The sequence below is a fragment of the Pseudoalteromonas sp. PAR1 genome (assembly GCF_947311895.1).
Lineage (GTDB): Bacteria > Pseudomonadota > Gammaproteobacteria > Enterobacterales > Alteromonadaceae > Pseudoalteromonas > Pseudoalteromonas lipolytica_C.
This window is the reverse complement of record NZ_CAMZMY010000016.1, coordinates 53576-68030: the sequence shown is the minus strand read 5'-3', so window position 1 is coordinate 68030 and position 14455 is coordinate 53576. Positions and strand designations below refer to the sequence as shown.

Here is a 14455-nt window from a genome sequence, read left to right as displayed (position 1 = left end):
GCGTCAAGCGAAATCGCTGGCGCGCCTCAATCATTTCATCCTAACTTAATTGGCTAAACAAAGCAGCCATTATTGCGTTAGGCAGAAGCGAAACGAGCAATTACTTGTCGTCTTTCACTTCTTCGAACTCTGCATCAACAACATCGTCGTCTTGTTTTGCAGAAGATTGCTGTGCACCTGCATCAGCACTACCTTGCTGTTGTTGTGCTTTCGCTTGCGCAATTTCCATTAGCTTTTGTGATTTTTCAGCAAGAGCTTGTGTTTTCGCTTCAATCTCTTCTTTGTTATCACTCTTAATCGCCGCTTCTAGCTCAGTAAGCGCAGCTTCGATTGCTTCTTTATCTTCTGCAGGTAATGCATCACCCGCTTCTTCGATTTGCTTACGTGTACCGTGAACCATTGCATCAGCTTGGTTACGTGTAGCTACTAGCTCTTCGAATTTTTTATCTTCTTCAGCGTGTGCTTCGGCATCACGAACCATTTTTTCTACTTCTTCATCACTTAGACCTGAAGAAGCTTGAATCGTGATCTTCTGCTCTTTACCTGTATCTTTATCTTTAGCAGATACGTGTAAGATACCGTCCGCGTCTACGTCGAATGTTACTTCGATTTGAGGTGTACCACGTTGCGCTGGGCGGATACCTTCTAGGTTAAATTGACCTAGAGATTTGTTATCGCTTGCACGCTTACGCTCACCTTGTAGTACGTGAATCGTTACAGCTGATTGGTTGTCTTCAGCTGTTGAGAATACTTGCGATTTCTTAGTAGGAATCGTCGTGTTTTTCTCAATTAGTGCTGTCATTACTTGACCCATAGTCTCGATACCTAGTGATAACGGAGATACGTCAAGTAGTAGTACGTCTTTAACGTCACCAGCAAGTACACCACCTTGAATCGCTGCACCTACTGCAACTGCTTCATCTGGGTTAACATCTTTACGTGGCTCTTTACCAAAGAACTCAGCAACTGTTTTTTGTACTAGAGGCATACGTGTTTGACCACCAACAAGGATGATGTCATTTACGTCGCTTACTGATAAATCAGCATCAGCTAGTGCACGCTTAAGTGGCTCGATTGACTTAGTTACTAAGTCTTCAACAAGAGACTCAAGTTTTGCACGAGTAACTTTAACGTTCATGTGCTTAGGACCAGTTGCGTCAGCAGTCACGTACGGTAAGTTAACTTCTGTTTGCTGTGCAGAAGACAGTTCAATCTTCGCTTTTTCAGCAGCTTCTTTAACACGTTGCATTGCAAGTGGGTCGTTCTTAAGGTCGATACCTTGATCTTTCTTGAACTCTTCAACTAAGTAGTTGATAACACGGTTATCGAAGTCTTCACCACCTAAGTGAGTGTCACCGTTAGTTGCAAGAACTTCAAACGTGTGCTCGCCTTCTACTTCGTCAATCTCGATGATAGAGATATCGAAAGTACCACCACCTAAGTCGTAAACAGCAACAACGTTTTCACCTTTGTTTTTGTCCATACCGTATGCAAGTGCAGCGGCTGTTGGCTCATTGATGATACGTTTAACTTCAAGACCAGCAATACGACCAGCATCTTTAGTAGCTTGACGTTGTGAGTCATTGAAATAAGCAGGTACTGTGATTACTGCTTCTGTTACTGGCTCACCTAAGAAGTCTTCTGCTGTTTTTTTCATTTTTTTCAGCACTTCTGCTGAAATTTGTGGTGCAGCACGTTTTTCGCCACGCGCTTCAACCCATGCATCACCGTTATCAGCTTTTACAATTTTAAAAGGCATGATACCGATATCGCGTTGTACTTCTTCGTCTTCAAAACGACGACCAATTAGACGCTTGATGGCAAATAATGTGTTAGTTGGGTTAGTTACTGCTTGGCGTTTTGCAGGTTGACCAACTAATGTTTCACCGTCTTGCGTGTATGCAATGATCGATGGTGTTGTGCGATCGCCTTCCGCGTTTTCGATAACGCGTGCTTTATCACCGTCTAGTACTGCTACACAAGAGTTAGTAGTACCTAAATCGATTCCAATAATTCTACCCATGAATCTTCTCCAACTTCAAAATTCGTTAAAACGTTCGATGACTAGTAAATAGGGGTGCAGGAAACTGAATTCAACTGTAAAAATGAAAAAAATTTACTTTTTTTTGAAATATTTTCCAAATGGGTATTTTTTCCTCAAAAAGAGGGGGTTTTTAACACTTCTAGTAATACAAACAAACTGGTCTGATGACTTTAGCTGTGCTATAACCTTGTCCATAGCAATAAATGTTAAGGAAAATTATGCATTTTGATCAATTACTCGCCATAGCAACAGAACTTGGCAAAGACAAAACAAAAGTAATGCAGTTTCCAGAAAACTGGTGCCAAGGTCGCACTGCGTTTGGTGGTTTATCAGCAGCTTTATTATATCAAGCAATTCGTCAACATATCGACAACTCTCGTCGTTTACTATCTTTAAGCACTAACTTTGTTGGTCCGTTAATCGCTGACTGCGACTTTTCAATCGATGTTGAAGTTTTACGCGAAGGTAAAAACAGTGCGCAAGTACTTGCTAAAGTAATTCAAAATGGCGATGTTTGTGTTATCACACAAGCCTGTTTTGGCGCTAATAGAGAATCAGCAGTACGCGTAGATGTGTCAAAAAGCATGCAGCTTAAACCAGTAGACGAACGTTTTACTCTGCCTTATAAAGAAGGTTTAATGCCGGCATTTTTCCAGCACGTCGCACTATGCTTACAAGACGGAAATATGCCATTTTCTGGCGCTGACACATCACATTTAGGCGGCTGGATGAAATTTAAACATAAACCAGAACACATGAGCGAAGCGCATATCATTGCCCTTACGGATGCATGGCCGCCTACCCTATTACAAATGTATAAACAGCCAGCCCCAGCCAGTAGCATGTCGTGGTATATCGAGTTTGTTGAAGAGCCAAACATCGCTGATGATGCTTGGATTGGCTATGAAGCTGTTACACATCATAGTAAAGATGGTTACGGTCTTGAAGATGGCTGTATTTGGAGTGATGATGGCAAGCTCATCGCACTAAGCCGCCAAACTGTTGCTTTATTTGCGTAATTCATGGCTGCTTATTTGCGCATATTCAGTGCCATCAAGGCGAATTATCGCTTGATATTCGCCAGATTCTACAATTTGGCCTAGACCTGTGTTAAAGGTATCCTTTAAAACTTCACTATTGAAAAATGCAGGTCGAGGTGCTTCATTAAATATTGGATGCACGACGAAAGGTTTTATTTCGGCTGTCTGCTTATATTGCTCAAGATAATATAAAAAAACACGTCTTTCGAGAATGATAACGTCAACCCATCCCTTCATTAAATGGTCAACTTGTGCTTCTTGGTTTACTACCTCATCATAAGAACGAAGTATACGTGTCACCGATTTGAAAGGTGCTTCAATAAAATTGGTCGCATTTTGAAAACCCAGCACACTTTTACCAGCTAAATCATAAATGCTGTCTATTTTTAAATTTTGTTCAGCCAAACTTATCGCTACATTTTGATAGCGTAATAGTGGTTCACTTTGGTAAATATTAGTACTCGCTCCAGAAGCGAAATTTAAAGCTATATCAACTTTTCCTTGCAGCAACTGCTGCTCTACACGCTTGTTTGGCATGTATTGCACAACAATGTTACTGATCCCTTGAGATTTAAACGCTGCTTTTAATATTTCTAATTGAATACCACTGTCGTTATCTTTAATAACATAAGGAGGGAGATAAGAACTGGCTGCAACAACAATAGGGTCTTCTCCAGCTTCCTCTGATAAACATAGCCCCTTACAACTTACAAACAACAAAAGGATAAAAAAATGTTTCACTACACACCTTAATAGACAGTTGCATAGTTAATCTATGCGCCTTGCGTAAATTCTAGCCTATTTTAGGAAAGGGTGCATTTGAATTTATCGAGTTATTGATGCAAACTAAACTAAGTTCTTGTTTATGAGACCCTAAGTTTGCAAACAGCCTGTCCTAGCTGCGACCTTGTCGTTGAGATCCCACATTTAAGTGCGAAACAAGTAGCGGTTTGTCCTCATTGCAAAACCAAACTGTCTTCTTCGCAAGCAAATCAAGATAGTGCTGTCGTAGCGCTGAGCTTAAGTGCGATCTTAATGCTGTTAAGTAGCATGTTTTACCCGTTTTTATCTTTTTCAAGCAGTGGCATCACCCAAACTATAACCTTACCTGATGCGGCACGTATTCTGTTTAACTACGACAATGACTTTTTAGGATTATTCATAGATATCAGCATCATAGGCTTACCTATGTTACTGCTTGTGCTGATAATCCCATTACATTTAGGGTTACTTAAGATACTCCCTTATCAATGGGGGAAAAGGCTCTTAAAAACAACATTTGCACTGCAGCCTTGGATTATGTCAGAAATATTTTTAATTGGTGTCATGGTCAGTATGGTAAAAATAATGTCGATGGCTGACATTGAATTTGGTGTGAGCTTTTGGGCTTATGGCGCATTTGTTATTAGTTATATTGCCACTACTGCTAAGCTCAATAAACAAAATCTATGGTATCAACTCAAAGAGCCTGTTTTTATAGAGCAAATCAAGCCGAATACTCGTGCAATCGACCAAGGCCTTAGGGCTTGTCATGTATGTGGTCAACTATGCGACAGTGAAATCTGTTCTCGGTGTGAATCAAAAACATACTCTCGTAACCCTTTTAGTGTACAAAAAGCGGCAGCATGGCTGATCACTTCCGTTGCCTGCTATATACCTGCAAATATTTACCCAATCATGTACACCACTAGCCTAGGTGATGAAACCCCCTCAACCATAATTGGTGGGGTGATGATCTTGTGGAATAGTGGTTCTTATCCTATCGCAATGATCATCTTTTTAGCGAGTGTTGTCGTACCACTTGCAAAAGCTCTCATTTTGAGTTTTTTATGCTTTATGGTGATGCAGCCGGCAAACAGACAAACCAAAAGCTACACACGAATTTATCAATTAACTGAATTTATTGGAAAATGGTCAATGATCGATGTATTTGTTGTGGCAATTTTAGTAGCCTTAGTACAGTTAGGAAATTTGATGTCAGTAACGCCTGGTATAGGTACTATATTCTTTACAACAATGGTGATTTGCCAGATGCTGGCAGCCCATGCATTTGATCCACGTTTATTGTGGGATTCCCCTAATAACTTAAATAAAGTAAAACAAGAGACCTTGGCATGAGCGAAAAAGCAAATATAAAAACAGCGCCAAACATATCGGCAATCTGGATTATTCCTGTAATCGCTTTATTCATCGGCGCATGGATGCTGTATCAATACCAAGCAAATAAAGGTACAACAATCTTTATCAAAATGCCCCATGCTGAAGGTATTATCGCAGGCAAAACAGAAATAAAGGTACGCAGTGTAAAAATCGGTCAAATTGACCATGTAAGACTCTCAGATGAACAAGATAGTGTAATTGCACGAGCACAAATAGATAAACACTATGAAGACCTTTTAACGGATGATGCGAAAATTTGGGTTGTTAAACCTCGCATTGATGATACCGGTATTAGTGGGATGAGTACCCTATTGTCGGGTGTTTATCTGGAGTTTGCTCCAGGCGAAAGTAAAGAAACATCCGAGCGATTTGAACTACAAGATGAACCTGCGCTAATTGCCAATGATGTAAAAGGAGGTCGCTTTATCCTCCATGGCTATAACGCTGAAGTGCTCGATGTGAGTACAGGTATCTATTTTAAGGATTACAAAATAGGGCAAATAGAAACGGCTACTTTTGATTGGAAAAATCAAGCCATGAAATATGGTATTTTCATTAATGAGCCTTATCAAAACCTGATCACGCTTAATTCTATCTTTTGGGTTAACTCAGGTATACAAATTGATTTGTCTGCCGATGGTATTAATGTCAATACGGGCTCTTTGAGTAAGTTACTTAAAGGAGGGATTTCTGTTGGTATTCCTGAGCAACAGAAACCAGGGGAAATTGCCACAAATGGCCATAGCTTCTCACTAAGTAATAGCTACAAAGCTGCTCTTGAAGAGCGATTTTATGACTTTGATTATTATCTAATTGACTTTGAACAATCAATTCGTGGATTACGTCCTGGTGCGCCAGTTGAATATCGAGGGATGCGCATCGGTACTGTTGTTGAAGCACCTGCAAATGTCATTATAAATGGCAAACCAGCCCACTTTAGAGTCGATAACACTGCAGTGCCAGCGCTGATTAAAATTGAGTATGGAAGACTCTACCATGATAATGTTGCAGCCAGAGAGTTCTGGCAGTCAAGTTTAGATGGCTGGATTAAAAGTGGTTTAAGAGCCTCATTAAAGCCAGGAAACTTATTAACAGGTGCAGTGTATGTGGACTTGGACATTTATGATAATGCTGAACCTGCAGAATTAACAACTATTGCTGACTATACAGTATTCCCGAGTGTTTCAAGTGGAATTACCGTCATTGCTGATCAAGTCTCTGATGTATTAAATAAAGTCAATAATCTCAAAATCGAAGACAGTTTGGCACAAATGCAAACGACCTTTGCAGAATACCAAGCACTTGCACATGACATGCGTGAATTGCTTAATAAACAAGATACTCAAGACTTACCGGGTGATATTAATCGCAACTTTGCTGAGATGACCAAAAGCATGCAACAGTTCGATAAGACAATGAAGCAATTTGAAAAAACTATGGCAAGTTACGAACAAGGATCAACATTCCATGAGCAATTACAAACAACCTTGTCTGAATTTAAACGTTTAAGTGAAGAGCTACAGCCACTTACACGTGGTTTAAACCAGCAACCGAATATGTTGATCTTTGATAAAGAGCTACCTGCTGATCCAACGCCGAGGAAACAATAATGAACTTTAAACTCTGTGCTTCAATTGCATCAGTGCTGTTACTTTCGGCCTGTAGTCAAACTTCATTCTCAACCATTGAGTATTATCAATTTTCGCAGCCGATAGTGGCAATGCAACGCTTAGCGGAGAATACCCAAGCTCAGCTCAGAATTAACACAGTAAAGTTACGTGGTGCGCTAAATAATCGTGGTATCGCCATGGTGCTTGATAACAACAGAGTGAATGCTGCTAACTATCATTTATGGAGTGAATCTCCTGATTTGATGTTAACTGCCAGTGCTCATCAACAACTTTACACTGAGCTTGCTAATTGGATGGTAATAAAAGGCTTACCTGTAATAACCGATTTAGACCAGCAAAGCTTTTATGAATTAGAGTATGAGCTACATCACTTTAACGGTGATGAGCAAGGTAATGCCAACATTGCAGGGCTTTGGCGCTTGTACTATACAACTCCTGAATCTGGCAGAAAGTTGAAGGCGGTCAATTACTTCAATGAGCTTACACCTTTACAAGCAAGTGATTACGAGGGACTTGTAGCCACACTTGAGTCAACTTGGCTAAAGGTTAACAAACAAGTTGCAAACGAAGTGTCAAAGCTTGCTATTTAATAAGAGTTTAAGTGGCTGATTGTCATCGTTAATGATGACATCGCCTATAAACTCAAAGCCTAGTTTTTGTAGTACCTTTTGCGAGCCAATATTTGTTTGCGAGGTTATTGCTGCAAGCACTCCAAGATCTAATACGTGTTTTTTGGCCATCAACAACCTAGCTGCCAACGTAATAATGCCCTTGCCTTCATAGTTGGCTAACAACGCGAACCCTAAATCAGGAATAGCTAATGCATCACGCTGAAACAGCCCCACCATACCAACCGGTGTACCATCAGCTAAACAGACAATATAACTACCAAAGCCATATTGCTGGTGACTATTTATAAACGTTTGTTGAATATAATGCTCTGCTTGTGCTGGTGTATTTATATTTTTATTTCCGATATGCTCTAAAAATGTTGCTTGGTTCAAAAGCTCAACAATAAATGCCGCATCATCAGCCTGGCCAGCTCGTAAATATATATCTGTCATATATTAAAATACCTTACTTACCACATCATTGGTAAAATTAAGACAATCTAAAACACGCTCTTTTTGCACTGCTGAGAGCTCGTCAATGGCGAAATAAGCATACTCAGTATGCTCATTACTCAACACAAGCTGGGCATCATTAGGCAGATATGCTCGAAAAATAAACGCATGAGAATTAAATGCAGTGTGATAATAAACACCACTTAAATAAGCGATATCTACCTCACAATTAAGCTCTTCTTGGCATTCGCGAAGTAACGCTTGGTGAATTGTTTCGCCTTTATCTAAAGCCCCGCCAGGTAACCCCCAACTTTTTTGACCATAATTAGCTTTAAGTAATAGCACTTGACCTTGGTTGTTAGTTATAACCGCGTGACTACTGAGTCTGTATGTATCTGAAAATGCCATAAACCCTTGCTTAATTAAATTAAAAAAGTAACACCGTTGAAGAGTGTAAAATAATTACCATCGCAATAAAAATTCTTATTGACTAAATTTATATTCAAGATTATTTTTCTTTCGATGTTTTGGGCAAAACAAAAGCAGTATACCCTCTATACTGTCTGGCGCCAGCCAACGCAGGCACTTTCCCTACTGGGTCCATAAAAGTGTGTTCGCGTAAAGCAGTTACTTGAGTCGATAGACTTCGGATTTCTGTAAGCAATCTCGCATTGCTTAACTGTGTGAAAAATATAATGCAAGAACCTTCTGCGTTAAGTTTACTACCGCCAGTATTGGTGGTTGTTTTGGCCGTGTTTTTACGCCGCCCTATTTTATCTTTACTTGTTGGAGCTTTGTTTGGTTTAGCCATGCTTGGGCCAACAGCTATACTGTCAAACTTTGCTGATATATCGTTAAAAGTGATGCAGGATGAAACCATTGCCTGGCTAATTTTAGTCTGTGGCGGGTTTGGTGCCTTGATTGCCTTATTGGTAAGAACCGGTGGAGCAAGTGCATTTGCTGAATTAGCGTTGAAGTTTGCCAAAGGTCAACGCTCATCTTTGCTAATGACCTTTGTGTTAGGTGTGATTATTTTTATCGATGATTACCTCAATGCATTAACGGTTGGTGAAACCATGAAGCGTATCACCGATAAGTTTAAAATTAGCCGCGAAATGCTAGCTTATGTTGTTGACTCAACTGCCGCACCTATCTGTGTGCTTGTACCACTCTCTACATGGGCGGTATTTTTTGGTGGCCTATTAGTCGATAATAATGTTGCAGCAGAAGGCCAAGGTATTGCCGTATACATCGAAGCAATCCCTTATATGTTGTACGCATGGTTTGCCGTACTTGTTGTATTGCTTGTCAGCTTAAATATGATCCCTGCTTTTGGGCCGATGAAAAAGGCACAACTACGTGCAATGAATAATCAAATCGAGATCTCAAATAGCCAATACACCGATGTACAAACAGCGGATGAATACGCAGTTAAAGCCGCAGAAGAGAACTTTGAAACAGCAGCATCCAATGGCAAACTCTATAACTTTTTAGTGCCGATTATTTTACTTGTTGCGTTTACTGTTTATTTCGACATTGACGTATATAAAGGATTGCTTGCAACCTTTGCTGTGGTGTTACCGTTCTATATGTTGCAAAAACTAATGACATTGTCAGAACTAGTGGAGCGTATGTTAGATGGTTTTAAAAGTATGATCCCAGCAATTGGTACTGTCGTTGCGGCCTTTATATTTAAAGATGTTTGTGACCAATTAATGCTTCCGCAATATGTCATTAATACTTTAAGCCCTTACATGACAGCACAGTACCTACCTGCCGTGGTGTTTTTAGCAATGGCAGTACTTGCTTTTGCAACGGGTTCTAGCTGGGGGATTTTCGCAGTAACTATTCCAATTGTGATGCCACTGGCTTATGCAATTGATGCCAACATTCCTCTTGTAATTGGTGCTTTGTTGTCGGCGTCATCGTTTGGTAGTCAAGCATGCTTTTATTCTGACTCCACAGTACTTGCTGCACAAGGCTCAGGGTGTGACTTAGTCAGCCATGCGGTTACTCAATTACCTTACACCTTACTGGCGGCAACCGCTGCATTTATAGGGTTTTTGCTCATCGCCTAAATTAAAAAGCCCAAGCAATTGCTTGGGCTTTTGTTTATCAACTAATAAGTTACTTTTGGAATTTAATTCCTTTGTAATAAGTTTCTAAGTTTTCAACTTTTGTTTGGTTTTTAAGATCTGCAAATGGCTTATCAGCGAACTTGCTACCACGCATTTGAATGTTCAAGCGTGGTGCTTCACTGTTCAGCATAGTTTTCTTGTAATAATCTTTCAAATCAGCCAAGGTTACTTTTTCAACTTCAGCAATAAGCTTTTCTTTAGAGTCAAAGTTAAAGTTTTCACGATACCAATCTGTGATAAGTGGTGACATTTCATCACTTAGATTCTTAGGTTGTTCTTTTAAAGATACCAGCGTTGCATTTTTAAGTTGTGAAAATGTTTCTTCTGTCATGTTATCAAGCTCTACTGCGTATTGCTTTTTAAACTCATCAAAGCGTTCTTGCATTTCTTTAGGGCCTTTAACTGGTGTTTGGATATAAAGACCTAGTGCAGAGTAATCTTCAATCGGACGGGCTAACGCACCAACAGCATAAGCAAGCTGCTCTTCGGTACGAAGCTTATCAAAAGCAATCGTTCTGAAGTGGCTTTGTAACACTTGCGCTTGAGCCTTTTGCTTATAACCCGGTGTTGGATGAACAACCATATCGATAATCGCTACATCAGCTACATCAATATCCTTTTGCAATACAATACGTTCACCTATTTGTGGCAACCATGCTTTGCTGCGAGCAAACTCAGTAGATTTATGAGCCTTAGGTAATATAGCTGTTAGCTTATTAGCAATAGATTCAACATCATTTTGGTTGTAGTTACCAAACGTGAATACACGTAAATCATTTGCAGCAAGAGTTGATTGCTTAATAGCAGTAAAATCAGCAAGGGTTAGCGTATCTGCCGCCGCAATTAAGGTTTCGGTATCAAATTTACCACTTCGTGTTAGCTTAGAATATTCACCAAATGCTTGATAGAAAGGAAATTGCTTTTGTTGATTTAGTAAATCACGCTTATAACGGTCAATCGCTTGTGCAAAACCATCTTCTGATACATTTAAAGTAAGATTTTCAAGCGCCTGAGCCAATAATACGTCCTGCTTATCAGTAAAACCACTCAGTGATAATATAAGACCATTGCTTGGCTGTAACCCCAAACTCATACCTGCTACAGCCGCTTCAGTGCTTAATTTACTTTGCTCTAAGTTATACAGATCAGCCCAAATTGAGTAAAGCACCTGTGCTTTTACATCAACTAATGCATCAGGTGTGTTAATGTAAACTTCAACAAGCCCTTTAGGTTGCTCAGCAAATTGCTGACTTGCTTGGCGCCAAACTTTGACACCTTGCTTATCAAAGACCAGTTTAGGATGTGCTTGCTGTTTAAATTCCGCGGTCTTAATAGCAAAACTTTCTGGCAGTAAGCGGTTTACAGTAGGTAAAGCTAAAGCATATTCGCTTGGTTTATTCCAGCTTGCAACTTCTTCGTCGCTGATATCTTCAATACGATATTTACCATCGTAAAAATGTAGCTGCGAGTCTGTCTCTTCTTGCTTTGAAATATACCAAATACGTAGCGTCTCTTCGTTTAACTGTGAAAGCACGTTTTGCACAGCGTCAGCATCAAACTTTGCATAATAGTAAGGTGCATTAATTGCGTTGTTCACTGGGAACTTTTGCATACTATCAGTAAGGTTACTTACGTAGCCAAACTCATCACCTTTTTCAAGAAATTGAAACTCATTGTTTAACGAAGTACGAATTTCATTAAAATACTTGCTATCAACACCCTGCTCTTTAATTAACGCAATATACTGCATTACCATAGCAACAATTTCTTCACGGTTTTGCATGCCGGCGTCAGTTAGTTCAATACTTACTGTTAAGCTGCCGTAGTTACCATATTGTGTAGGTGAATCAGAAGCAGATAAACGTGATACCCAGCCTTTATCGCGTAATATTTGTGCCGGGCTGCCTTGCATTTCATTACTTAACAAGTAAGACACAAAGCGATTAGGTTTAACTGCAAACTGTGAACTGTTATCGGTTATCGTAAATTCAAGTTGTAATTGTTTGACGTCTTCATTTGGCGAATAGTAAACACGTTTGCCACCGGCTTTATCAAAATCAAGTTTATCTGTTACTGTTGGTTTTTCGATATGTTTATTTTCGATATCTGCAAAATACTGTTTAGCTTTTGCTTCCATTTCAGCTAGCGGACGGTTAGAAATCATCGCCACTTTCATGATATTAGATGAATAGTATTTATTATAAAAAGCAACCGTTTCTTTATGTAAATCACTGCCTTCTTTATCACCTAGCGTTTCTAGGTTACCAATTAAGAAACGGTTTGCAGGATGGTCTCCCATCATCTTGCGTGCTAATTTAAATTGTCCAAAAAAGTCCATTTCACGGCGCATTGACCATTCAGCATTAACCGCATTTTTTTCTTTATCAGTGTATTCAGGGTAAAGCTTAGGTGCTTTAAAAAAGTCAGAAAAACGGTCTAATGCTTCATCATAGGCATCGTTATTTACTTTAAACATATAATTAGTGATATCTAACCAAGTGTATGCGTTGTGCGCACCACCGTTTTTGGTCATAAAATCACTATAACCTTTGGTATCAGGATAGCGGTCTGTACCTAGGAAAAGCATATGTTCTAGATAATGTGCCATACCTTGTTGCGACATAGGGTCGTGTAGTAAACCGACACCAACACTAAGTGCAGCTGCTGACTTTTCTACACTCGGATCTGAGATTAAAATAACATCAATCTCATTATCTAGTTTTAGTGTTTTATACTCTCGGGCATCATTTGGACTGACAACCAAAGAATCAGGTATAAGGCTGCTATTAGCTGTAGATGAAGTCATAGTAGATGTTGAAGAACACCCAGCTAATACAGCAAATGCGATTGCACTAAGGCCCATTATTTTTTTCATTATTATGTATCCATTAGATATTGAATCAATTTTTATTTATGATGAGTTTTCATCAGCCGCAATTCAATGCTTTTTAACAGACTAACACTAAAAGTTTGTAACACATTGTGAAAAAGCAATGCAAAAGGCTAATAATCATAATAATTACAATATAAAAGGATGAGTTATGGAAAAGTGGCTAATCGTAGCGATGTTTACTCAGGTATTACTTACATTCATAGTAATGTACATTATGGGCAAGCGCCGCTTTAGCGCGGCTAAGAAAAAAACCATAGAAATGAAAGACTTTCTTACAATGGATTTAGAAAAGGCAGGTTCGCACGTGCGTCTTGCAGATCGTAACTTTATAAATCAGTTCGAAATGCCTGTACTGTTTTTTATTGCGTGTTTAACAGCACTACAACTAAATGCTGTAGGTACTGTTTTTGTTGGCTTTGCTTGGGCTTATGTCGTTTTGCGTATAATCCATAGCTTTATACATTTAACCTCTAATACGTTAAAGGCTAGATATTATAGCTTTGTTATCAGTAGCTTTATTATGCTGATTATGTGGGTACTGATATTAATAACAATCTTTTAATACTCAGTAATACTAAGAAATAAGGCGCTTTTAAGCGCCTTATCAAAGAATTATTTACGACGACAAAAGCCAAACAAAGCTAGTAAAGACAGCATCCACGCCATACTACCACCTGAGCCACTGTCTAAATCACCTGAAGGCTTATCTTGTTTGATCAGCGTGTTTTCTTTTGGTTTTAATAATTGAGAAGAGTTCGGATCATCGTCAAGAATTACCACACTATTAATAGTTACCAAATTCTCACCATTAAAGCCTGAGGTATCTGTTGGACATTGATCGTTATTTAAATCAACAACAGGAATATCACCACAGTGTGTGAGTTCAGTGATTTTATCTAACACCATTTGGCTTTCAGCTGTAATTTGGCCGAACACAGTAAAACCACCATTTTGAAGATCTAAATTAGCACTATTGTCTTTTAAATTGAAAAACCATTGGCTAGTTGCACTATTTGCATTACCACCTTGCTTAGCCATCGCAATGGTGCCTTTCACATTAGATAGTTTAGGCTCATTTTTTATCGCATCATTTGTTTCAATAGCTTTAAAATCAGAATCAAATTTAAATCCTCCGCCTTGTAAAACAAAATTCTCTACAGAGCGATGAATGACACTACTATTATAAGTACCCTCTTCTACATAATTTAAAAAGTTTTCTACAGTTATTGGGGTGTGTTGATCAAATAGATTAACTGTAATCGTGCCTTGGTTAGTTTGCATTTCAATGATAGTTGAGTTGGCGCTGTAGCTTGCTGCACAAAGCACAGAGGCAATTAAATATTTTTTCATTTTTTATCTTTCCTGATATTTTTATTCTAAAACTGCAGCAAGACTAAACAAAAACGCTAGGCGCTTAAATAGCAAACAAAATAGTTACACAAAACGCGCCATATCAATTACAAGTTAGTTACATTTATTTACACC

The 14455-nt window shown here is 39.1% G+C and carries 12 protein-coding genes; 6 read left to right on the top strand and 6 right to left on the bottom strand.

Translation table 11 applies throughout. The features are described from left to right. Positions 1–100 precede the first annotated feature (100 nt). Positions 101–2023: a molecular chaperone DnaK gene (gene dnaK, locus QL229_RS13975; RefSeq protein ID WP_135926596.1), complete on the bottom strand. Its 1923-nt coding sequence runs from the start codon at positions 2021–2023 to the stop codon at positions 101–103. Between the two features lie 239 nt (positions 2024–2262). Between dnaK and QL229_RS13970 the strand changes: the two genes are divergently transcribed. Next, on the top strand, positions 2263–3063 hold the full coding sequence (locus tag QL229_RS13970) for a thioesterase family protein (protein ID WP_138556545.1): 801 nt from the start codon (positions 2263–2265) through the stop codon (positions 3061–3063). On the opposite strand, the gene QL229_RS13965 is transcribed toward QL229_RS13970, so the two are convergent. Continuing rightward, positions 3052–3825 carry a transporter substrate-binding domain-containing protein gene (locus QL229_RS13965; protein WP_249930177.1) on the bottom strand — a complete coding sequence of 258 codons (774 nt, stop codon included), beginning with the start codon at positions 3823–3825 and terminating at the stop codon, positions 3052–3054. The two genes, QL229_RS13970 and QL229_RS13965, sit on opposite strands and share 12 nt — an antisense overlap. A 138-nt stretch (positions 3826–3963) precedes the next feature. Here QL229_RS13965 and QL229_RS13960 point away from each other — a divergent pair, with 138 nt between their 5' ends. From QL229_RS13960 to QL229_RS13950, 3 genes are read left to right on the top strand one after another with little or no spacing between them, the layout of a single operon-like run. Then, entirely contained in the window at positions 3964–5202 is a 1239-nt protein-coding gene (locus tag QL229_RS13960) for a paraquat-inducible protein A (protein ID WP_138556546.1), read from the top strand. Next, on the top strand, positions 5199–6854 hold the full coding sequence (gene pqiB / locus QL229_RS13955; RefSeq protein ID WP_135926593.1) for an intermembrane transport protein PqiB: 1656 nt from the start codon (positions 5199–5201) through the stop codon (positions 6852–6854). The genes QL229_RS13960 and pqiB overlap by 4 nt, the downstream gene beginning before the upstream one ends. Beyond that, positions 6854–7465: a PqiC family protein gene (locus QL229_RS13950; RefSeq protein ID WP_138556547.1), complete on the top strand. Its 612-nt coding sequence runs from the start codon at positions 6854–6856 to the stop codon at positions 7463–7465. The genes pqiB and QL229_RS13950 overlap by 1 nt, the downstream gene beginning before the upstream one ends. Here QL229_RS13950 and QL229_RS13945 read toward each other — a convergent pair. Continuing rightward, complete coding sequence (locus tag QL229_RS13945; protein WP_138556548.1) at positions 7448–7939, bottom strand: GNAT family N-acetyltransferase; 492 nt, start codon at positions 7937–7939, stop codon at positions 7448–7450. The two genes, QL229_RS13950 and QL229_RS13945, sit on opposite strands and share 18 nt — an antisense overlap. 3 nt (positions 7940–7942) lie before the next feature. After that, entirely contained in the window at positions 7943–8347 is a 405-nt protein-coding gene (locus tag QL229_RS13940) for an NUDIX domain-containing protein (protein WP_138556549.1), read from the bottom strand. A gap of 287 nt (positions 8348–8634) precedes the next feature. On the opposite strand from QL229_RS13940, the gene QL229_RS13935 reads away from it, so the two are divergent. Beyond that, on the top strand, positions 8635–10017 hold the full coding sequence (locus QL229_RS13935) for a Na+/H+ antiporter NhaC family protein (protein WP_138556550.1): 1383 nt from the start codon (positions 8635–8637) through the stop codon (positions 10015–10017). A 49-nt stretch (positions 10018–10066) separates the two neighbouring features. On the opposite strand, the gene QL229_RS13930 is transcribed toward QL229_RS13935, so the two are convergent. After that, positions 10067–12952 carry an insulinase family protein gene (locus QL229_RS13930; protein WP_135926588.1) on the bottom strand — a complete coding sequence of 962 codons (2886 nt, stop codon included), beginning with the start codon at positions 12950–12952 and terminating at the stop codon, positions 10067–10069. 166 nt (positions 12953–13118) lie between these two features. Between QL229_RS13930 and QL229_RS13925 the strand changes: the two genes are divergently transcribed. After that, a complete protein-coding gene (locus tag QL229_RS13925) occupies positions 13119–13532 on the top strand; it encodes an MAPEG family protein (RefSeq protein ID WP_138556552.1) in 414 nt (137 codons plus the stop codon). 50 nt (positions 13533–13582) lie between these two features. Here the strand turns inward: QL229_RS13925 and QL229_RS13920 are convergent, their stop codons facing one another. Further along, on the bottom strand, positions 13583–14320 hold the full coding sequence (locus QL229_RS13920) for a peptidylprolyl isomerase (RefSeq protein ID WP_138556553.1): 738 nt from the start codon (positions 14318–14320) through the stop codon (positions 13583–13585). Positions 14321–14455: the final 135 nt, after the last annotated feature.

What these genes read in the sequence shown, in the direction of transcription:
- dnaK (WP_135926596.1), bottom strand. Translation starts at nt 2,023, where the DNA reads ATGGGTAGAATTATTGGAATCGATTTAGGTACTACTAACTCTTGTGTA.
- QL229_RS13970 (WP_138556545.1), top strand. Translation starts at nt 2,263, where the DNA reads ATGCATTTTGATCAATTACTCGCCATAGCAACAGAACTTGGCAAAGAC.
- pqiB (WP_135926593.1), top strand. Translation starts at nt 5,199, where the DNA reads ATGAGCGAAAAAGCAAATATAAAAACAGCGCCAAACATATCGGCAATC.
- QL229_RS13950 (WP_138556547.1), top strand. Translation starts at nt 6,854, where the DNA reads ATGAACTTTAAACTCTGTGCTTCAATTGCATCAGTGCTGTTACTTTCG.
- QL229_RS13945 (WP_138556548.1), bottom strand. Translation starts at nt 7,939, where the DNA reads ATGACAGATATATATTTACGAGCTGGCCAGGCTGATGATGCGGCATTT.
- QL229_RS13940 (WP_138556549.1), bottom strand. Translation starts at nt 8,347, where the DNA reads ATGGCATTTTCAGATACATACAGACTCAGTAGTCACGCGGTTATAACT.
- QL229_RS13935 (WP_138556550.1), top strand. Translation starts at nt 8,635, where the DNA reads ATGCAAGAACCTTCTGCGTTAAGTTTACTACCGCCAGTATTGGTGGTT.
- QL229_RS13930 (WP_135926588.1), bottom strand. Translation starts at nt 12,952, where the DNA reads ATGAAAAAAATAATGGGCCTTAGTGCAATCGCATTTGCTGTATTAGCT.
- QL229_RS13925 (WP_138556552.1), top strand. Translation starts at nt 13,119, where the DNA reads ATGGAAAAGTGGCTAATCGTAGCGATGTTTACTCAGGTATTACTTACA.
- QL229_RS13920 (WP_138556553.1), bottom strand. Translation starts at nt 14,320, where the DNA reads ATGAAAAAATATTTAATTGCCTCTGTGCTTTGTGCAGCAAGCTACAGC.